Source organism: Aliidiomarina minuta, from assembly GCF_003987145.1.
Classification (GTDB): Bacteria; Pseudomonadota; Gammaproteobacteria; order Enterobacterales; family Alteromonadaceae; genus Aliidiomarina; species Aliidiomarina minuta.
In genome coordinates this window covers 1,198,757-1,219,278 of record NZ_PIPL01000001.1, presented here as the reverse complement: position 1 = coordinate 1,219,278, position 20,522 = coordinate 1,198,757, and the positions used below count along the sequence as shown (strand labels likewise).

The 20,522-nt window shown below is 52.3% G+C and carries 17 protein-coding genes; 11 read left to right on the top strand and 6 right to left on the bottom strand.

The annotated features are described in order from the left end of the window. Positions 1–131 precede the first annotated feature (131 nt). Both CWE09_RS05855 and CWE09_RS05850 read left to right on the top strand, forming a co-directional pair. Positions 132–485 carry a hypothetical protein gene (locus tag CWE09_RS05855; protein WP_126803055.1) on the top strand — a complete coding sequence of 118 codons (354 nt, stop codon included), beginning with the start codon at positions 132–134 and terminating at the stop codon, positions 483–485. Then, positions 473–928 (top strand): GNAT family N-acetyltransferase, encoded by a 456-nt coding sequence (locus CWE09_RS05850; protein ID WP_126803054.1) that lies wholly within the window; start codon positions 473–475, stop codon positions 926–928. The genes CWE09_RS05855 and CWE09_RS05850 overlap by 13 nt, the downstream gene beginning before the upstream one ends. A 73-nt stretch (positions 929–1,001) precedes the next feature. On the opposite strand, the gene CWE09_RS05845 is transcribed toward CWE09_RS05850, so the two are convergent. Genes CWE09_RS05845 through CWE09_RS05835 form a run of 3 tightly spaced genes read right to left on the bottom strand, consistent with a single transcriptional unit; the run spans position 1,002 to position 5,323 of the window. Then, the gene (locus CWE09_RS05845; RefSeq protein ID WP_126803053.1) at positions 1,002–2,186 is read right to left on the bottom strand and encodes an efflux RND transporter periplasmic adaptor subunit; all 1,185 of its coding nucleotides are present in this window, start codon (positions 2,184–2,186) and stop codon (positions 1,002–1,004) included. Positions 2,187–2,192: 6 nt separating this feature from the next. Further along, entirely contained in the window at positions 2,193–4,553 is a 2,361-nt protein-coding gene (locus CWE09_RS05840; RefSeq protein ID WP_126803052.1) for an ABC transporter permease, read from the bottom strand. After that, entirely contained in the window at positions 4,550–5,323 is a 774-nt protein-coding gene (locus CWE09_RS05835; protein ID WP_241974304.1) for an ABC transporter ATP-binding protein, read from the bottom strand. Before CWE09_RS05835 ends, CWE09_RS05840 begins: the two co-directional genes overlap by 4 nt. Positions 5,324–5,482: 159 nt before the next feature. On the opposite strand from CWE09_RS05835, the gene CWE09_RS05830 reads away from it, so the two are divergent. Together CWE09_RS05830 and prfC are read left to right on the top strand one after the other, a co-directional pair. Beyond that, positions 5,483–6,313, top strand: coding sequence for a transposase (locus tag CWE09_RS05830; protein WP_126803916.1), 831 nt, complete (start codon positions 5,483–5,485; stop codon positions 6,311–6,313). A gap of 142 nt (positions 6,314–6,455) precedes the next feature. After that, complete coding sequence (gene prfC / locus CWE09_RS05825; RefSeq protein WP_126803051.1) at positions 6,456–8,051, top strand: peptide chain release factor 3; 1,596 nt, start codon at positions 6,456–6,458, stop codon at positions 8,049–8,051. A 66-nt stretch (positions 8,052–8,117) separates the two neighbouring features. On the opposite strand, the gene CWE09_RS05820 is transcribed toward prfC, so the two are convergent. Next, positions 8,118–8,879, bottom strand: a complete 762-nt coding sequence (locus CWE09_RS05820) for a TatD family hydrolase (RefSeq protein WP_126803050.1) — start codon at positions 8,877–8,879, stop codon at positions 8,118–8,120. A gap of 8 nt (positions 8,880–8,887) precedes the next feature. Continuing rightward, on the bottom strand, positions 8,888–9,499 hold the full coding sequence (locus CWE09_RS05815; RefSeq protein WP_126803049.1) for an AhpA/YtjB family protein: 612 nt from the start codon (positions 9,497–9,499) through the stop codon (positions 8,888–8,890). Positions 9,500–9,616: 117 nt separating this feature from the next. On the opposite strand from CWE09_RS05815, the gene serB reads away from it, so the two are divergent. Further along, on the top strand, positions 9,617–10,306 hold the full coding sequence (serB, locus tag CWE09_RS05810; protein ID WP_126803048.1) for a phosphoserine phosphatase SerB: 690 nt from the start codon (positions 9,617–9,619) through the stop codon (positions 10,304–10,306). Between the two features lie 9 nt (positions 10,307–10,315). Here the strand turns inward: serB and radA are convergent, their stop codons facing one another. After that, positions 10,316–11,692: a DNA repair protein RadA gene (gene radA, locus CWE09_RS05805; protein WP_126803047.1), complete on the bottom strand. Its 1,377-nt coding sequence runs from the start codon at positions 11,690–11,692 to the stop codon at positions 10,316–10,318. 123 nt (positions 11,693–11,815) lie between these two features. Here radA and CWE09_RS05800 point away from each other — a divergent pair, with 123 nt between their 5' ends. The 6 genes from CWE09_RS05800 to CWE09_RS05775 all read left to right on the top strand — a co-directional run bounded on the left by CWE09_RS05800 (position 11,816) and on the right by CWE09_RS05775 (position 20,496). Next, positions 11,816–14,359, top strand: coding sequence for a PilZ domain-containing protein (locus CWE09_RS05800; RefSeq protein WP_126803046.1), 2,544 nt, complete (start codon positions 11,816–11,818; stop codon positions 14,357–14,359). Positions 14,360–14,381: 22 nt separating this feature from the next. After that, positions 14,382–15,209, top strand: a complete 828-nt coding sequence (locus tag CWE09_RS05795; RefSeq protein ID WP_157982818.1) for an ABC transporter substrate-binding protein — start codon at positions 14,382–14,384, stop codon at positions 15,207–15,209. Further along, positions 15,206–16,204, top strand: coding sequence for a FecCD family ABC transporter permease (locus CWE09_RS05790; protein WP_126803044.1), 999 nt, complete (start codon positions 15,206–15,208; stop codon positions 16,202–16,204). The genes CWE09_RS05795 and CWE09_RS05790 overlap by 4 nt, the downstream gene beginning before the upstream one ends. Continuing rightward, positions 16,197–16,913, top strand: coding sequence for an ABC transporter ATP-binding protein (locus CWE09_RS05785; protein WP_126803043.1), 717 nt, complete (start codon positions 16,197–16,199; stop codon positions 16,911–16,913). The genes CWE09_RS05790 and CWE09_RS05785 overlap by 8 nt, the downstream gene beginning before the upstream one ends. A gap of 80 nt (positions 16,914–16,993) precedes the next feature. Continuing rightward, on the top strand, positions 16,994–18,658 hold the full coding sequence (gene ettA, locus CWE09_RS05780) for an energy-dependent translational throttle protein EttA (RefSeq protein WP_126803042.1): 1,665 nt from the start codon (positions 16,994–16,996) through the stop codon (positions 18,656–18,658). After that, positions 18,658–20,496: a TonB-dependent receptor domain-containing protein gene (locus CWE09_RS05775; RefSeq protein ID WP_126803041.1), complete on the top strand. Its 1,839-nt coding sequence runs from the start codon at positions 18,658–18,660 to the stop codon at positions 20,494–20,496. The genes ettA and CWE09_RS05775 overlap by 1 nt, the downstream gene beginning before the upstream one ends. Positions 20,497–20,522 lie beyond the last annotated feature (26 nt).

The following is a 20,522-nucleotide window of genomic DNA, read 5'->3' as shown; positions in this document are numbered from 1 at the left end:
TATACGCAAAATTAACAAACCCACGGGGTCAGGGCTAAAATTCACCACTTTTCACCTTGTGTCTCACACGCCCAGCGTGAATAATACGTGCCTAGCTTATTATCTTTATAAATTCAGAAATGGACCCGGCGATGGCGCAGTGGACAAAACGACAACTCGATTGCCTGCAGGAAATTGGCATTCCTTTATGGAAGTTTAAGGTGGCTGAGGGGCCAGCGGCGGTTGAGCCTGCGCCTGAGGCCGAGCCTGTAACTTATGCGTTTTACCGCCTGGGGCCCTGGGTATTTCGTTTTGACCATAGGTTGCCTGTTACTGGTTTGGGTTGGTTACAGGATTTAGCTGTTCAGGCTGCCGAGAAACCAGTCGAGATAAACGGCCCCTCGAGCGCTGAGGCCTACGTAGATGGCCAGCCTTATACGGAACATCCGCTTACCCCTGAACAAAAGCGCCAACTCTGGCAGCAGCTAAGCTCATGGCTGTCCTGATAGCTCCTTTTTGTATTGATGACCCTGTGTTTTATCAGATTGAGTGCGCTGCTCACGGCGCCCCCTGGTCAAATCCGGCTTTCTTAAGCTGTAGCGGTCGCGGCTACCGCTTGCGTGGTTTATGGCTGGATGGCGTCGCTCAGGGATTCAGTATCTGCCGTGAAGTGGCGGGTGAGTTGACACTAATGAATGTAGCAGTGCACCCATCCCAGCAGGGTAAGGGCCTGGGCGCTTTGTTGCTACGCGATATTATTGACTATGTGTCGGATGAAAAAGCTGAGATTAAGGCCTCTGTGTTTCTGGAAGTCCGGGAGGGCAATGCCGCCGCTATCGCCTTATATCGTAAAGCGGGTTTCCGCGATATCGGTCGCCGGCCCGCCTACTACCCGCCAATACCCCCAGCCAACCTGAAAGAAACCGCCGTCGTCATGCGACTGGGATAAGCGGAGAAAAACGGGGTCAGAGCTAAAATTCACCACCGCAAAGTGGTGAATTTTAGCTCTGACCCCGTTTTATTCACCACTGGACGCGTTGGTTGTGGCTTAGGTCGGATGGCGGGTGGGTGATGACTCGTTGCCCACCCTGAAGACCGCTGGTTATTTGTTGGCGGATCCCGCTGCGACGTCCTGTTTCAACCGCCTGTAAACGAGCGCGGCCGTTTTCGACAACGAATACATGCCAGGTGTCATCCTCACGAAAGAGGGCGTTGACGGGGATATGTATGACATCGTCACTTTCCCACAAGGTGATAATGCTCTCTAGCCGGTAGCCGTAGCCGAGCTGCTGCCACTTGTCCCGCTCTGAAGTGAATTCGACATAGACAGGCACCCGTTGCTCCTCGATGCCCAATGCTGAATAACGGGTGTAGCCTGCGGGTTCAACCCGGCGTACTTGCCCGTATAAAGCGCCTTCGCCGCCCCAGCGCTCGAACTCAACTTTCATGCCTGGGGTAATTCGTACCGCATCAGCGGAGAGTACATCTACTCTGACTTCCAGTTCGTCAAGATTGCCCAGTTGCATGATTTCCTGACCGGGTGCAACGACGCCTTCGCAACAACGGTGCAGTTGCAGTACGACCCCTTCAATAGGGGAAACTACGGGTAGCTGACTTTCGGTGCGAGTGCCTTCGGTTATTTCCAGCACCGCCCGGGCATTATCAACTTCGTAACTGGCCGACTCCAGAGAAGCCTTTGCAGCGCGTTCATTAGCGTGGGCCCGGGCCAGAGTATTCGCCGCTCGCTCCAGCTCGGTTTGTGAAACCAGCGCTTGTCCGTGCAGATTTTCAATACGGGCGAATTCGCGCTGTGCAAATTCATGTTCCGCGACCTGATTCTCCCAAACGGCCTGAGCTGCGTTGCGACGTGAACGCGCGGCGGCGAGAGTTTCGCGGGCCTGTTCGCGGCTACGGGCATCAAGCGATGGTGTTGGGGTGGTTTCGAGTGCAAATAAGGTCTCACCGGCTTCGACGCTGTCACCGGGTTCGAGCTCGACGCGTTGCAGGTAGCCCTGAATAGGTGCTGAAATATTATAGGTATTACGCAGTCGCGTACGGGCCTCTTCCTCGACATATTCAGCAAAATGGCCTTGTTCGGCCACGGCCGTGCTTACCTGGATCGGGCCCGGTCTTAGCGCCCAGACGATAAGTATGAGAAGCGCCACACCTATGACGCTGAATATAAGGGGCTTAGTTGCAAGTTTCATAATCAGTTACTCTGTTTTTAAAGACGACATCATGTCCAACCGGAATAGACGCCGAAGAATAAGAATAATGGATAGTGAGGCTGCAAGCAGCACTCCTACGGCCGAAAAAGCGTACATAAAGCGGTCCATGACAAAAGGTACCCGAAATAGGTCGGTGCTCATGCCGGTGACCAGTGACCACGAAAAACCGGTGCCAATGAGCCAGGCCAGCGGAATCGAGAGCATGACAATAATTGCCAGTTCACCGACCAGGATGGCGCTGACTTCACCGCGAGTCAGCCCAAGCACACGAAGTGTGGCAAGCTCCCGTTCCCGTTCTGCGAATATAATACGGGCGTTGTTATAAACCACCGCAAAGGTAATAGAACCGGCCAGTAGCAGCAGGACCGCCATGGTGACCAGTATAGTGTCGTCGAGGTATTCACGAATTTCCCGCTCTGCATCACTTATTTGGCCAATGGAGACAATTTGCGGCATATCCCGCAGGCGGCTGAATAACAGCTCTTGCTCCTGTTGGTCGTGTATTATCCAGGCGCCGTTAATCGAGGGCCCTTCGCGTAGAAGCCGATTTAGTGCACGCCGTTCCATATAAGCACCAAGTCCGAGGGGCTCGCTGACGATATCTGCTACGGTGATATCCAGAGTGCGGGGGGTGTCGGACAATACCTCGACGGTTACGTTATCGCCTGGTTTTACGCCAAGATAATCCGCGAGATAGTCGGTGATGAGTATGCCTTCGGTAGGAAGCTCGGGCTGGCGTGTTGGGTCGTCATTTAATTGACGCAGGTGCGAGTTGGCTTCAAAACCCAACAGACTGGTGCGGTACTGCTGCCGTGAGTGGGTAATTCGAATCGGAACCTGACGAAAGCCTTCGGCATAACGTACTCCGGGTTGCGCTCGCAGCGTGCTGAGTTCGGTTTCATTAGTGGGTTCGATGAAGTGGACTTCCAGGTTCATGCGCAGCAAGTGGCGATACTGGATGTCCAGCATATGATCCATAGCGGTGAACATGTAGCTGCCAAGCAGCAATAAACCGCCAGAGAGGGCAATACCGAATACGGAAAGTATGGCGCGCAGTGGCTGGCGCATCAGATTACGTATGATAATACGTACCGGCTGACTAAAGCGCTGGCGAAACAGCGGTGTGTCGAGCCAGCTCTTTTTGAAACTCAACGGGACTGGCGGGCGCATGGCTTCCGCCGGTGCCCGTTTGGCGGCTTTGTATACCGCACGGAGCGTGGCGATAAAGCCAGCGGCCAGAGCAATGGCCGCGGCCAGTACAATACTGGCTGGCTGAGTTTGAAAGCGAAACTCGGGGAAGCGGAAGTATTCAGCGTATATTGCAGCGACCGGCTCGGCGACCCAGGTTCCGACCACAGCCCCCACAAGGACACCCAGGATAATAATAACGAAAGTGAGCGACAAAAAGTGCCTGACGATTTCGTGATTGTGATAACCAAAGGCTTTTAAAATGGCAATTGGCTGGCGCTGGCTGCGGATAATCCGGGTCATTAAAACATTGAGCAGGAAGGCCGCAACGCCTAGGAATATCACCGGCAGCAGGATGGCCATGACTTCGAGTTGTTCAATTTCCTGTTCGATAAACTGATGGGAGATTTGTTCACTGCGGTGGTAGGCGCCGCGGCTGCCGTAAGGTTCCAGTAGCTGGTCCAGTTGTTCAATGACAGGTTCCTGGGCAGCGCCACTTTGCAGGCTGACACTAATGCTATTGAAAGCCCCGGTCATGTCGAAGGCTGAAGCCATGGCCTCACGGTTCATCCAGAAAATTCCGAAGCGACTGTAATCGGGTAATAAGTCAGCGGGACCGAGCTGGTAAATAAACTCCGGAGACAGGCCGATACCGGTAATGGTGAGCCGTTCAAGCTGGCCATTCATGATTGCTTCAATACGGTCGCCGGGTTGCAGATTATGCGCCTGGGCAAAGGGCTGGCTGATAACTACATGCTGATTCTGGCCACGTTGCGGGCGCTCGCCTTGCAGGATAGAAACCCGGTTGAGCTGGCTTTGTTCGCCGTCGGGCAGGGAAATCATACGGCCCTGTATAGGCTCTTCAAAATCTGTGACCTGAATGCGGACCATGGTGCTGATGCGCGATTCTGCCAGACTGACGCCGTCGATATTATTCGCGCGTTCGACCAGTGAGTTGGGGGCTCTGCGAGCCTCGCTGAAGATGTCGGCGAAGTTGTTTTGTTGGTAAAAGGCGGTGGTTGAAAGACGGATAGCGTCGAGATTGCTGACGGTAATAATCAGCACCATCACGCCGGCGGCAATAATCGTAGCAATGGCTGCTACCTGGCCTGCCATAGTTCGTAAATCGCGCCATAATTTGAGCGTGAGCGGCTTCACCAGTGCAGTTCCTCGGGGTTCTTGATTTGCTCATTAATGTGGATGTCGCTAACCCGGCCATCGCTGAGGCGGATCACGCGGTTGGCCATTTCACCGATGATTTCGTTGTGGGTAATGACGGCAGTGGTGGTGCCAAGCTCCTGGTTTATGTCTTTCAGTACTTGCAGAACTTTGATGCCGGTTTTGGAGTCCAGTGCGCCGGTCGGCTCGTCGCACATAAGCACCGCTGGCTTTTTTGCGACCGCGCGGGCAATAGCGACGCGCTGCTGCTCACCGCCTGAAAGCTGAGCAGGGAAGTGGTCCATACGGTCTTTGAGGCCAACCAGGTCGAGCGCTTCTTCCGGGGTCATTGGACTTTTTGCGATTTCGGTCACTATTGCCACGTTTTCGCGGGCAGTGAGGCTGGGGATCAGATTATAAAACTGGAATACGAAGCCGACATGCTCGCGTCGGAATAAGGTAAGTTGGCGATCACTGACGCCGGTAAGGTGTTGCTCGCCATAGCGCACATCGCCCCCGGTGGGGGCATCAAGGCCGCCGAGAATATTAAGCAGGGTCGACTTGCCAGAACCAGACGCCCCAAGCAGAACCACCAGTTCACCGCGGTAAAGTTCAAGATCCACACCCCGCAAAGCATGAATTTCCACCTCGCCCATGGTGTAAACCTTGGTTAATCCCTTTGCACTAAAAACAACCTGTTGTTCCGCCATATACTTAATGAATACCGTTAAGAAGTCATGCCAATGATAGTCGAGCTTCTGTAGAAACACCTTGCGTTGAATCAAAACGACGGGGTCAGAGCTAAAATTCACCACTTTGCGGTGGTGAATTTTAGCTCTGACCCCGTTTTTATCCGCAATATCGCCGTAGCAGCCATTGCCCCTTACCGCTAACTTGAATAGTGGGACTTTAATGGCGAGGGAATTGCTATGGCCAGACCGCTGCGGATTCAATTTGAGGGCGCTTTTTATCACGTGATGTCGCGAGGTAATAAGCGGGAGAATATCTTTTTTGATCGACAGGATTACCGGACTTTTCTGGATACGCTGGAGCAGACATGCGAGCGTTTTGGCTGGATTGTGCATGCTTATTGTCTGATGACAAACCATTATCACATTCTTGTGGAAACGCCACAGGCTAATCTCTCCAAGGGAATGCACTTCTTGAACGGCGTATTTACGCAACGCATAAACCGCAAACATGAGCGTTGTGGGCACTTGTTTCAGGGACGTTTTACCGGGATTTTAGTGGATACTCATCACTATTATAAAATCCTGCTTCGCTACGTTTTACAAAATCCGGTAAAAGCGAATATTTTCGACCATCCGAGACAGTATTACTGGTCCAGTTACAATGCCACAATAGGGCGTTATGAAGCCCCTGACTGGCTTGCCGTACATGAAGTGCTCGCTCATTTTGCGCAGAGCCTGCCGCTGGCGCTGGGTAAGTTCGAGCAGTATATCCTTGATAAGGAAGAGTTGGATATGCAGAAGTTACTCACAAATCAGGTGTTTTTGGGTGATAAGGAGTTTGTCAGGGCGCATTTAAATAAACGCACAGTGCGTTCAAAATCGAGTGGAGTTAGCCGTCGTCAAAGTCGCCCACCAGCCTGGCCTTTGGCTCACTATAAGGAACGTTATAGCGGTAAGAAAAAAGCGGTTATAGAAGCTTATAAAAGCGGTAGTTATAGCAAGCTTGAACTGGCTAAGTTTTTCGAGATCCCATACACCACCTTAAGCCGCTGGCTTAGTAAAAAATAATGGGGTCAGAGCTAAAATTCACCACTTTGCGGTGGTGAATTTTAGCTCTGACCCCGTTTTTATCCGCGGGTCTGTTTACGGGCGGGGCTTTGGTGTAAAATCCGCGGTATCTTTGAATTCCCGTTGAAAAAAGAGTTTCCTCATGTCTGATTTGGCCAAGGCCGTTGCCCAGGAAGTCGCGAAGCGTCGCACTTTTGCTATCATTTCGCACCCGGATGCTGGTAAAACAACCATCACCGAGAAAGTACTTCTGCATGGTCAAAAGCTGCAGAAAGCCGGGACTGTGAAGGGTAAAAAGTCAGGCCAGCACGCGAAGTCAGACTGGATGGAAATGGAAAAAGAGCGGGGCATCTCGGTGACCACCTCTGTGATGCAGTTTCCTTATCATGAGCAGCTGGTTAATTTGCTGGACACCCCGGGCCACGAAGACTTCTCAGAAGATACCTATCGGACACTGACTGCGGTGGATTCCTGCCTGATGGTAATTGACGCGGCCAAGGGTGTTGAAGACAGAACCATTAAGTTAATGGAAGTAACTCGCCTGCGTGATACGCCAATTTTAACCTTTATGAACAAGCTGGATCGGGACATTCGCGACCCATTGGATTTGTTGGATGAAGTAGAAGACGTTCTAAAAATCATGTGCGCGCCGGTTAGCTGGCCAATTGGTTCGGGTAAGGAATTTAAGGGCGTTTACCACCTATTGCGTGATGAAACCATTCTGTACAAGAGCGGACAGGGCCACCGAATCCAGGAAATGGATGTGATTAAAGGGCTGGATAATCCGGAGCTGGATGAGCGTCTCGGCTATTACGCCGATGAACTGCGCGACCAGATTGATCTGGTCAAGGGGGCTTCTAATGAATTTGATTTGGAAATGTTCCTGGCCGGAGAGCTGACACCGGTATTCTTTGGTACGGCGTTGGGTAATTTTGGCGTTGATCATATGCTTGATGGCCTGATTGAATGGGCACCTACGCCGCTTTCCCGGGAAACAGATACGGGTTCAGCCGTTGAGGCAAGCAACCCTGACTTTTCCGGATTTGTCTTTAAAATTCAGGCAAATATGGATCCGCGCCACCGTGACCGTGTAGCTTTTATGCGTATCGTGTCGGGTAAGTACGAGAAAGGCATGAAGATGAAGCATGTGCGCATTGGCAAAGAGGTGCGCATTGCAGATGCTCTGACGTTCCTGGCCGGCGACCGTGAGCATGTAGAAGAAGCCTATCCTGGTGACATTATCGGTTTGCATAACCACGGGACTATTCAGATTGGCGATACGTTCACGTCGGGTGAAAGCTTTAAGTTTTCCGGCATTCCGAATTTTGCTCCTGAAATGTTCCGCCGTATTCGTTTGCGCGACCCTTTAAAACAAAAGCAGCTCCTGAAAGGGTTGGTTCAGCTTTCCGAAGAGGGCGCGGTACAGGTTTTCAGGCCTTTAGTCAGCAACGATCTGATTGTCGGCGCGGTAGGCGTGCTGCAGTTTGATGTTGTGGTTCATCGTTTGAAGTCTGAATACAACGTGGATGCTATTTACGAGAATATTCAGGTGGCGACGGCGCGTTGGGTCTACAGTGATGACGCTAAAAAGCTGGATGATTTCAGACGTAAAACCGAGCACAACCTGGCGTTGGATGGTGGTGATAATCTTACTTATATAGCACCAACCATGGCCAACCTGGGGTTAACTCAAGAGCGCTACCCCGACATCAAATTCGACCACACCCGGGAACATTGAAAAAACGGGGTCAGAGCTAAAATTCACCACCGCGAAGTGGTGAATTTTAGCTCTGACCCCGTTTTTTTAACCGATCTTGAAAAGTTGCAGGGTGTTTTGCCAAAGAGCTGCACGTACCTGGTCGCGGGGTTCTTCGCGGAGTTCGTATAAGGCGTCGAGGGCGCGGGTTATATAGGCGGGCTCGTTGCGCTCGCCTTGTTTGCCGCACATGGGCATGTCCGGGCTGTCGGTTTCCAGCAATAAACTTTGCAAAGGTACTTTGCTAATAGTAGTGCGGGTTTTATTAGCTCTGTCGTAGGTAATGACACCGCCTACACCTAGCTTAAAGCCTTGTTCAATCCAATGCTCAGCCTGTTGCTGACTACCGCTAAAGGCGTGTACAACGCCGTGCTCGATTCCCGCCTGCTTAACCATCTTGAGCATTTCATCCAGCGTTTTGCGGTGATGTAAAATAACTGGCAATTCAAACTCGGCGGCTAATTTAAGTTGTGCTTTCAGTAGCTCTTTTTGTTTGCTGATATCCGGGCAGGTAGCGTCTAAACCAATTTCACCTACCGCTACGGCACCGCCTTCGTGCAGTTGCTGACTGAGCATTTCCAGATGATTTTCTTCATGCTGTTCAATAAAGTAGGGATGCAAACCAAAGGCGATATGCCAGTTTTGATAGCGTTTTTGCAGTTCCCGCAGGCGCGGCCATTGTTTCTGGGTAACTCCGGGGACGACAAAATGGGTGACGCCGACCTGATGGGCGCGCATTAACATTTCAGCGCGATCTTCGTCGAATGCTGCAAAATCCAGATGGCAGTGGCTGTCGATAAGCGCGGCCATGAGTTGAATTATTCCGTTGGCGGAGTGGGTCGTGGACGGCGTTTAAGAAATGCGGTGGCAGCTAACGCACCAGCCAGAGCCGCAAGAAAAAGCATAAACCCTGTCTGCTGCATATAAGCGCGCTGGTAAACATGCGAGTCGGCCATAATACGATTGTAGTCGAACGTAATACGCATGTAGCCAAAAATATTACCGTCGGCAAGATCTTCGATTTGTTTGACCATAGGCACAGCCCACATGTGAGTCGGCAATTCTCTTAGAAAAGAGTGCACATCCTGATCATGGCCGGAACGCACGAGCGGCTTGCCTTGCGAGTCCTGAATAGAAACTTCCAGAATGCCATCCTGATTTTGCAGATGCTGAGCCAGGCCTTCAAGACCTTCACTGTTATCATTCGATAACCAGATACGGGCTTCGTGTACCGCCTGCGATAAAATTACCCGGGCTAGCTGCTCGGTATGCAGAACGCGCACTTCTTCACCTTGTTTCTCAGTGCTGTACCAGGTTTGTAAAATCCAGATAGCCAAAAAGACCGCCACTGCAAACTGCAAAATGCGCCGGTACAGGTGCTCTCCAGAGATGAGCCAATGTTTTGACCAGTTAATAAGGGATGTCTGCATGCGGGACACTTTATAATAAGCACTTCGCAGAGGCAATAAATTAGTAGCGCGCAGAAAAAATTCTCCTGCTACAGTTAAGAGATTAGATCAGAAAAAACAAATAAATAAGGAATCTGAGTGAACACACCCGTGAGTACCTCTATTGATAGTCATCAGCCAAGACCTGCGCCGCTATTAAAGGAACGAGGGTTGGCAGTTTTTGATATGGATTCAACTCTTATTGATATGGAGTGCATCGATGAAATAGCTCGTGTAGCGGGCTGTGGAGACCAGGTTGCGGCTATTACTGAAAAAGCTATGCTGGGTGAGCTGGATTTTGCGCAAAGCTTACGTGAGCGTGTAGCCGCCCTTAAAGGCGTTAAGCTGGCGATGCTGGATGCCATTCGTGATGAGTTGCCGATTATGCCCGGAGCCGCTGAGCTATTAAAGGTCTTGCGCGAGAATCGCTGGCGTTTGGTGTTGGTGTCGGGCGGTTTTACCTGGTTTGCCGATGAGGTAGCGCGCCGTTTCAACTTCGATGTGGTGGTGAGTAATTTTCTTGAGTTTGAAGGTGATCAACTGACAGGCAAAGTTGGAGGTCGTATTGTGGACGGCCAGGTCAAAGCCGACACGCTGATTAACCTTACCCAGCAATATGGCTTGCCCCGCTCGCAGACAATGGCAGTCGGCGATGGTGCCAATGATAAGTTGATGTTGCAGGCCTCAGGCTTTGGCGTTGCTTTTAACGCCAAACCCGTATTGCGCGAAGTCGCAGACTATTGCATCGACGAAAAAGACCTGAGCCAGTTACTACATGTATTGCGGTGACCCGTTGTTTTAGCAGTGTTCCAGGGCTTGGGCTATGGTTTTTACGCCTATGACTTCCATGCCGGCGGGGCTGGTTTTGGGGGCGTTGGCTATGGGGACTATGGCGCGGCGGAAGCCGTGTTTGGCGGCTTCGTTCAGGCGTTCGCTGCCATTGGGCACGGGGCGGATTTCACCGGCGAGGCCGACTTCGCCAAAAATGATCATATCGCGGGGCAGGGGGGTGTTCTTGAAGCTGGACACTATAGCCAGCATTAAGGCTAAATCGGAACCGGTTTCGGTGACACGCACACCACCAACAACATTGACAAAGACATCCTGGTCACCCAATGCTAACCCGCCGTGACGATGCAATACCGCCAGTAACAGCGCGAGGCGGTTCTGTTCGGTGCCAACGGCTACGCGGCGGGGGTTGGACAATTGCGAATGGTCGACCAATGCCTGTATTTCCACTAAAAGCGGGCGGGTTCCTTCCCAGATCACCATGACTACCGATCCACTACCATGTTCGTCGGCACGGGATAAGAAAATAGCTGACGGGTTTGTCACTTCTTTTAAGCCACTGCCGGTCATGGCAAAGACTCCCAGCTCATTAACCGGGCCGAAGCGGTTTTTAGTACCGCGCATGGTGCGATAACGGGCGTCGCTGTCGCCATCGAGAAGAACCGAACAGTCAATGCAGTGTTCCAGTACCTTAGGCCCGGCCAGAGAACCGTCTTTGGTGACATGCCCAACCATGATAATAGCTACCTGATTCTGTTTGGCGTAGCGGGTCAGATAAGCGGCGGTTTCGCGCACCTGCGAAACGCTACCAGGTGCTGATTGAATGTCACTCAGGTGCATGACCTGAATGGAGTCAATCACCATAATCGCGGGTTTTTCCTGATCTGCGAGCTGGCAAATGGTTTCTACCGAGGTTTCCGCCAGCATGCGTAATTTATCAGTAGGCAGCTTTAGACGCTGAGCGCGCATGGCTACCTGCTGCAAAGATTCTTCGCCGGTGACATACAAAGCGGACATGTGTTCGGATAACTGACACATGGTTTGCAACAGCAGGGTGCTTTTACCCGCGCCGGGCGAACCACCGATTAAAATAGCGGAACCTGGTACGACACCGCCGCCTAATACCCGGTCAAACTCGGCAAAACCACTGCTAAAGCGCGGAACCTTTTGCAGATCGACGTCGCTTAAGGTTTGTACTTTGGCATCCACCATGCCGGTAAAGCCAGCCCGGCCAGGGGGTTGCTGATGACGCGCGGGTCCACTGCCAAGACGTACCTCGGAAATGGTGTTCCAGGCTTTGCATTCGCTGCACTGACCCATCCAGCGCGGGAAGTCAGCACCACATTCGGTGCATACATAGGCGGTTTTTTGCTTTACTTTAGCCATGGCGGTTATCTGATTGCTCCTGGATACTCGGTAAGGTATCGACATTCCCGTTAAGACTTACGATAATGGGTCGATACTGCTAATAGTCAACATAATAACGAGAAAATGCAGGATAGCCTATAAATGGACACGGTTGCCAAGCAACAATTAATTGAACAGCTAAAACCTGTCGTTAATGAACCTGAGTTTGATTCGATTTTCGCCGCTCTGACTAATGAGATGTCGGGGCCTGATCGCTTCAAGCTGAAAGGTGAATTGCGACGGCTGGCGCGTCCGTGCAAAAAAGCCATAGATTTACGTAAACGCGTGGATGGCCATTGCCGCCCCTACAAGCACAAAGGTGTGCTGCATTATATGGATGAAGTCGCGATTCAGATTTTTGAAGCGGGACTGGATCGCTATCGCGGCGTGTTTACTGAAGATACCTACGAACAGGTGCATAACGCCGAAAATAACTACCGGGTGCTGGCGGCCCGGGAGAAAAAGCGGGCCCAGGCTGCCCGGGACCGTATTCAGGCTGCACGCGAACGCAGCCAGCGCGGTGGAGTTCCCCAGCCGGCAGAAGAGGTGGCAGCTGCTGTCTCTGATATCGGCCATCTTGAAGTGCCTTATTTTACCTTTGGTCGTTATTTTCATCGCAGTGAAGAGCGCATGAACTTCACCGTTCCTGTCATGCTGAAAGCTCCTGACGGTAAAGATGTAGAAGCTATGACCACCAATATTTCGGTCAGCGGTATGCGCATTAAGCTACCGCCCGGAGTAGAGTTTAATCAGGGGCAGCAGATAGGAGTCCGTTTTACCGGCCTGGCGCAGGAATTTACTTTCGACCCTAACCTTGAAGTCCCCTACGATGTAAAAGCCGTGGATCAGGATAAAGGTGTTCAGTACCTGCGCTTGCTGCGCGACGTGGACTTTGAGTCAAGCCAGTTTGATGCCTTCATGCTGCGTTTCATTAACGGTTATAAACGCCGTTACAAAGTGAATATAGACAATACTTACAGCGCTCTGGTTATTAAAGGCCATGAACAGTTCTACTTTCCCCGCATGCGCAGCCTGCCGTTATTTTTCCGGCGTAAAGAGAAACGTATGTTCAGCGCTATGGCACTGGAGACGCAGAACAACTCATTTATACTGGACGACTGGCTGAACGAAGAAAACCAGATTCAGCTACCGTCTTTGTTTACCGGAAAGCGACTGACCCGTTACCTTAAAACCTTGCAGAATAACTCAGATGGAATAGCCAGCGATCTGATTTTTTGTTTTCAGGTGCTGCGCGAAGGCAAGGTATATTTTTATTCAGCGACCGACAGCGAGCTTGCTGACCCTGAGCTGCGCCGTATTTTCCTCGGTTTCGCCAGCCGTACTTCGAGTTTTAAAGTATATCGCTTTAATTTCAGTGTGCTGGATGCCGGTAAAGCCTGGCTGCCAGTGACCCTGCCAAAAGAAATACTGGAGCGTGAGAAACATTTACAGCGGCCGCCAGCTCCTGATGTAATGCAGCAACTGGGCGGACTGACCCATGTCGGCCTGCTTAGTGATATCACGCCGACAGTCAAAAACTATCAGCATTATGAATGCAGCCGGGAAGAGCTGACGGCATTAAAAGATTTCATGGTTTCACATAAGTTACCGTCGGAACTGCAGCGCGTGTCTTATGATTTCGTGAATTTCCGTTCTGAAAGCCGTTTTGGTTATCGCACCCAGGCGCGGGTAAGGGTCGGCGATAAAAGCACGCTGGGCAGCACCCGCGATATTTCAACCATGGGCCTGCAAATTGATATTGAAGAGTCACTCAAGGTGAAGCCCGGTGATTATGTGGAAATTGACCTGCCACAACTTAATCGTCGCCGAAAAGAACATGACCTTAAAGGGTTGCGTTATGAAGTAATGAACGTCAGTTCGGACGCCAATACCTTGCATTTGCGTGTGGACGTTAATGTGTCTTCCCACGCCGGGCGTGATTTTATTGCTGAGATGATTGAGAGCAACCTGGATGAATTACTGGCTACCCGTCAGTCGGTTAGTCTACATGGCCTGCAGCTATGTTTGCGTAACCTGTACAGCCATTCGATGATGTCGTTCCCGCTGTATCTGCATCGCCCTAAGGGCGGCGAATTTAGCATCGGTCAGGTGGGTGTGTCGTCGCTGAATGAAGTGATGAAGCAGCTTTGCCTGGGACTGTCGAAAGATTCGAAGAAGGTCAGTATGCGGCCCTTACTGGACGAAGCGGTGCTGCAGCAGGAAATTAAAAGACACTGGTTGCGACTGGATAATCAGTCACGGCCGATGTTATTGACCCTGTTTACTTTTATTCGCAGAAAAGGCAATGATTTTAAAATAGTGCGCCGCTTCGCGCATGAATTTAAGTCGACGAGTGTGGAGCAGGCTTTTGTGCGCAATGGCATGGAACAGGGCGTAGTGCTGGCCATGCGTTTGGAGATTAGCCGTACCGGTAAGCCGGATATCAGTTTTATTGCCAATGAATTCAAATACGTTAATTTATATGCCGCGCATAAAGCCAAGCAGCTGGAGCAGGACTTGTGGAGTGTAGCTGGCATGGTCGATGTTATTAATTGCAGCGATGAACTCTTTACTCGTTTTAATCTGGAGCCGGAGCTGCGTGAGCAACAGGCACAACGTCTGGATGATTTGCTGGCTGAAATGTAATTTCGCCTGCGCGGTTTTGCTTATGTGGCTGGCCGCGGCTTCGGCAAGCGCGGCTGAAGCACCTTCGCCTGAGCCACCTTCAGTACTTTCTCTGAACCTGTGTTATGACGCTTTGCTGATGGACCTGGCTCCCGCAGAGCAGTCGGTAGTGCTTACTCACTATCATGCTGATCAGGGGTACCCGACACACAACGCGCAACTGGAAGATATTCTGCAGCGCGCACCTGACGTGGTGCTGGCCAATGCTTTTAATGACCCTCTGCTTATTCGCGCCTTGCGTCAGCACGGTATTGAAGTCGCTATTCTACCGGAAGCCAGTTCAATAGCTGAGGTGGAAGCCTTCTGGCAGGCGTTTGCTAAAGCCACAGGATTGTCTGACGGGGTTCAGCAAAAACAGCAGGAGCTCGTTGCTTTGCTGCAGCCTGCGCCTGCTTTTGAGAGCAATGCTTTTGAGAACAAACAAGTACTGGCCATACAAGCGAATCATTACAGTTTTGGCAGTGGCACTTTGCTGCATGACGTGCTGACATCACTGGGTGCTGAGAACCTGGCGGCACGTCGGGGACAGGGCCTGGTGACTGTTGTGCCGGAGCAGATCCTGGCCTGGCAGCCGGATATCATTATCTTAACCACTGACCGCGCCCGGCCACAGCATTTTGCGCTGGCGCACCGTAATATCCTGCATGCTTCGCTGCAGCCTTTGCTGGCACAGCGCGCTTTGTATATTGACCAGCAATTAAGTGGTTGCATGGGCCAACAACTGGTGGCTTTTATCAAGGCATTACGCGAGCCACACGAGTCCTTTAAGCAACAGGTAAAGCAACAGGTAAAACAACAGGTGACACCATGAAAGTAAACCAGTGGGCAGGACTACTGATTGCACTTTGGGCGGTGCTGATGCTGTTATTGCTCAATATGGGCGCTACTGCCGTGCCCGTGTGGACTACTTTATCGGCGGTTATCAGCGCCGATTCCCTGACCCCTGAACAAAGCATGCACTGGCAGATTGTCAGTGAGATTCGTTTACCGCGTTTATTGCTGGCCTCGCTGGTGGGGCTTTCGCTTGGTATGGCCGGTGCTGCTATGCAGGGGCTGTTACGTAACCCACTGGCCGAACCCGGCATTATGGGCGTTTCCAGCGGTGCCGCTTTGCTCGCCGTGCTGGTGTTATATTTTGGTTTAGTGGGCTGGCATTCCGCTTTATTGCCTTTAAGTGCAGTGGTCGGTAGCGGCCTGGGCCTGCTTTTGGTCATGCTTATTGCCGGTCGCGCGGCTTCCGTGACGACGCTCATATTAGCGGGCGTTGCCTGCTCAGCTTTGTTTTCCGGCGCTATTGCGCTGGCGCTCAGCCTGGCCCCGAATCCTTTTGCCATGCAGGAAATGAGCTTTTGGTTAATGGGCTCAGTGGCCCACCGGGATTTGAACCAGGTGTTGATGGTGCTGCCTTTTATTGTGGCTGGTTTGTTGTTGCTCTGGTGGGGTGGCCGTTATCTGCAGGTGTTAACCTTAGGCGAAGACACCGCCAGCAGCATGGGGTTTGATCCGACCCGGCAACGACTGGGCTTGCTCACCGGGGTGGCTTTATTAACCGGCGCTTCAGTGGCGGTTGCAGGCGTTGTGGGTTTTGTCGGCCTGATGGTGCCGCATATGGTACGCCCCTTGGTGAAACAGAATCCCCGTCATTTATTGCTGATATCTGCTCTGGCAGGGGCTGTTTTTGTGCTGCTGATTGATGCTCTGGCGCAGTGGCTGAGCCCGGGGCCGGAGCTTAAAATCGGCGTATTAATGAGCCTGCTGGGCGGACCTTTTTTCCTGGTACTGTTATTGCGGCGGCGTTATGTCTGAGAAGTTAATTTGCCAGCAGTTGAGCGTCGGTTACCCGCGTCGCCCGCAGGTGCTGCAGGACATTGAGCTTGCATTCGAGGCCGGTCAGGTCACCTGTATTCTGGGCGAGAACGGCAGTGGTAAAAGCACCTTGCTGAAAACCCTGGCGGGTTTGATGCCGCCATTGTCCGGCTTTATCCATTGGCGTGACCAGGATCTCGTCAACCTGGGTCGTCGCCAGCGTGCCCGTGACTGGGGTTATCTGGCTCAGCAAGGGCGCCCGGAATGGTCCATGCCGGTGCATGAGATAGTGCGGCTGGGCACCTATGCTCGCCCTGACTGGTCGAAGCAGGAAGCTGAAGAAGCACATACCTGGGCCATGCAGGAAACCCATTGCGAGGGCCTGGCGAACCGACCGGTACTGGAGCTGTCAGCCGGTGAACAGCAGCGGGTATTAATCGCCCGCTTGCTGGCCTCCCGGCCGCAGGTAATCCTGGCCGACGAACCTACCGCAGGACTGGACCCCAGGCATCAGCTGGAAGTGATGGGGTTGTTACAAGAACAAGCCCGGCAGGGCGCGTTGGTAATTACTGTGATGCATGATCTGGCACTGGCTGCCAGTCACAGCGACCAGGCAGTGATGCTGCATCAGGGCGGTGTTTTTGCCGCTGGCGATAGCCGTGAAATTATTCAGCCGCAGAACCTGCGCGCAGTATTCGGAATCGGCTGAATATCTGTTAGAATTAGCGCCATATTTCGTTTCAAGCTTCTTGTTTAAAGCTTCTTGTTTAAGATAAGGAATCGCCGGACATGGCCCAATATATCTACAGCATGCTGCGCGTCAGCAAAGTAGTGCCCCCTAAGCGCACCATTTTAAAAGACATTTCTCTGAGTTTTTTCCCCGGCGCAAAAATTGGCGTACTGGGTCTCAATGGTGCCGGTAAATCGACGCTGCTGCGCATCATGGCTGGTGTGGATACCGAATATGAAGGCGAAGCTCATGCGCTGAGCGGCACCAAAATTGGTTACCTGCCGCAGGAACCCCAGTTAGATGACAACAAAACCGTGCGTGAAACCGTGGAAGAAGCGGTTGCGGACGTGAAACAAGCGCTGGCGCGTTTAGACGAGCTGTATGCCGCTTATGCCGAAGAAGGCGCTGATTTTGACGCGCTGGCCAAAGAGCAGGGCGAGCTGGAAGCCTTGTTGCAGGCAAAAGACGGTCACAATATTGAGAACGCGCTGGAACGTGCGGCGAATGCACTGCGCCTGCCACCCTGGGACGCTAAAATTGAATTCCTTTCCGGTGGTGAACGCCGCCGTGTGGCTATTTGCCGCTTGTTACTGGATAAGCCAGACATGCTGTTACTGGATGAGCCGACCAACCATTTGGATGCGGAGTCCGTGGCCTGGTTAGAGCGCTTCCTGCATGACTATGAAGGCACTGTTGTGGCTATTACCCATGACCGTTATTTCCTCGACAACGTGGCCGGCTGGATTCTGGAGCTGGACCGTGGTTATGGCATTCCCTGGGAAGGTAACTATTCGTCCTGGCTGGAACAAAAAGAGAAACGCTTACAGCAGGAAGAGCGCACTGAAAGCGCACGTCAGAAATCGATTAAAACCGAGCTGGAATGGGTACGACAGAATCCGAAAGGTCGCCGTGCTAAGAGCAAGGCCCGTATGGCCCGCTTTGAAGAACTGCAAAGCAATGATTACCAGCGCCGTAACGAAACCAATGAGCTGTATATCCCACCAGGGCCTCGTCTGGGTGACAAGGTACTGGAAGTGTCGCATTTGCGTAAATCATTTGAGAAACGTTTGCTGATTGATGATTTGAGTTTCAGCATGCCAAAAGGCGCTATCGTCGGCATTATCGGCCCGAACGGTGCCGGTAAATCGACCCTGTTTAAAATGATTAGCGGTACCGAACAACCAGATTCCGGCGAAATTGAGCTGGGCGAAACCGTGCAACTGGCCAGCGTCGATCAGTTCCGTGATGACATGGACGACAGCAAAACCGTCTGGGAAGAAATTTCCGGAGGGCAGGACATTCTGCAGATAGGTACTTTTGAAGTGCCCAGCCGGGCTTATGTCGGTCGTTTTAACTTTAAAGGCAACGACCAGCAAAAACGCATTGGCGAACTGTCCGGTGGTGAACGCAACCGGGTGCATCTGGCCAAACTGGTGAAAGCCGGTGGTAACCTGTTGCTGCTCGATGAGCCGACTAACGATCTCGATATTGAAACCTTGCGGGCGCTGGAAAACGCCTTGCTGGAATTCCCAGGTGCTGCCATGGTGATATCGCATGACCGTTGGTTCCTGGACCGCATCGCGACCCATATTCTGGATTATCGTGACGAAGGTCAGGTCAATTTCTTTGATGGCAACTACACCGAGTACGAAGCCTATATGAAAGAAACTCTGGGTGCCGATGCGATGGAACCGCACCGCATTAAGTATAAGCCTATCGGCTGATGGCGAGGCCTTTTCAATATGCGCTGCTGGTTGTAGCAGGCTTTAGTGGTGCCGCTCAGGCGGCGCCGGTTGAGCGTTTGCAGGTCACCGGTCAGCGCCTTGCAGAAAGCCCGATAGCTGCGCAGGTCATAGAACGGCATCAGATTGAGCTGCTGCAGGCCAGCACTATGCTGCCTGTGTTGCGTCAGATAGCTGGTCTGGATGTACGTCAGGCCGGTGGGCCAGGCGGCGAGCTGAGTCTGTATCTGCAGGGCAGTAACAGCGATCAGGTATTGGTGTTGCTGGACGGGCAGCCTATGTACAGCGCGACGCTGGGCACACCTTCTTTGCAGCATATTCACCCGCAGGACATTGAGCGCATTGAAGTGATTAGGGGCGCGCGCTCGTCGATGTATGGTTCGGCGGCGCTCGGTGGTGTGATTAATATCATCTCCCGTGACCCGCAGCAGAATCAGGCCCGCGCACAGCTGGTGTATGGAACCCACAATCATCGTGAAGTCAGCGCCCTGGCGCAGACCCGTGGTCAGCTCGGCGGTTTGGGTGTCCAGGCCAGCAAACGCCAGCAGGATGGTTTTGATCAAACTACGGCTACTGACCTGGGTAAGCAGCGTGATAACCCTTATGAAGCCAGTAGCTTCAGCCTGCGTGGTGATACAGAGCTCTTTGCCGGTGCTCAGCTCAGCGGTCGTTACCAGTACAACAGCGCGCTTTCGGATTACGATGAGAACTGTTTTGCCGGGATTGAACAAGTCCGGTGTGAGCCTTTTATTGACTCCAGGCAACAGGCCACGCAATTGGCCCTGGATAACCAGCTGGGCGAAGACCTGCGGCATCGCTGGACCTTTTCCTGGTATGACGAACGTTCTTATACCGGTGATCGTGTGTCGGTTGCCGAAGCCTGGTCGGGGGTGGGCGATAGCTTTGAAACTGCGCGTACTCAGGTCGGCTGGGAGCAGGTGGCTGACTTTGATGGCCAGCATAGCCTGACCACAGGTTTTGACTTTCAACGCGATGAAGTGGATGCCAGTAATCTTGAGTATATGACCGACAGTCGCCGTCAGTTTGCGTTCTATAACCAGTATGAATGGCGCAATGCTGACTGGCAGTCATCAGCGGCACTGCGTTTTGAAGACAATCAGCAGTTTGGGTTGAAGGCCCTTTACCATCTGGATCTGGCGCATGAGCTGAATTCACGCTGGCGTGGTGGTATCAATCTGGGCAATGGTTTCAGAGCGCCAACCTTTAATGACCTGTACTGGCCGCAGGGCGGTAATCCGGACTTAGAACCTGAACGATCGACCAACGCTCAGGCTTTTGTGCAGTATGACACCCGGCAGGGACAGCTCGAGGCGCAGTTTTTTTATCAGCGATTACGTAATTTAATTGCCTGGGCGCCGGTAGCCGAAGACAGCCTTATATGGCAGCCGATGAACGTGAGCCGTGCCCGTACTCAGGGCGTTACCCTTCGCTGGCAGCATCAATGGCACCAGTGGCGCATTGATGCGCATGCTACCCGGCTGAGTGCAGAAGATCGCGATAGCGGCATGACGCTGGTCAATCGGGCACGGGAAAGCGGCATGATTAACTTTTCCCACGCCTACCCGAGTGCGATGCTTTCTTTTCAGCTTGAGGCAAGCAGCGGCCGCTATATGAATGCCGATAACAGCCAGCGTACTTCCGGTTATGCCTTGCTTAACCTGCGCTGGGAGCAGGACATAACACGCCACTGGAAATGGCAGTTCAGCCTTAATAATGCGCTGGACAGGAACTACCAGGTACGGGATGGATACCATCAGGCCGGGCGTGAGCTGCGTTTAGGTTTATCCTGGCAACATTAACCGCTATAATAGCCGCACTTTTAAAA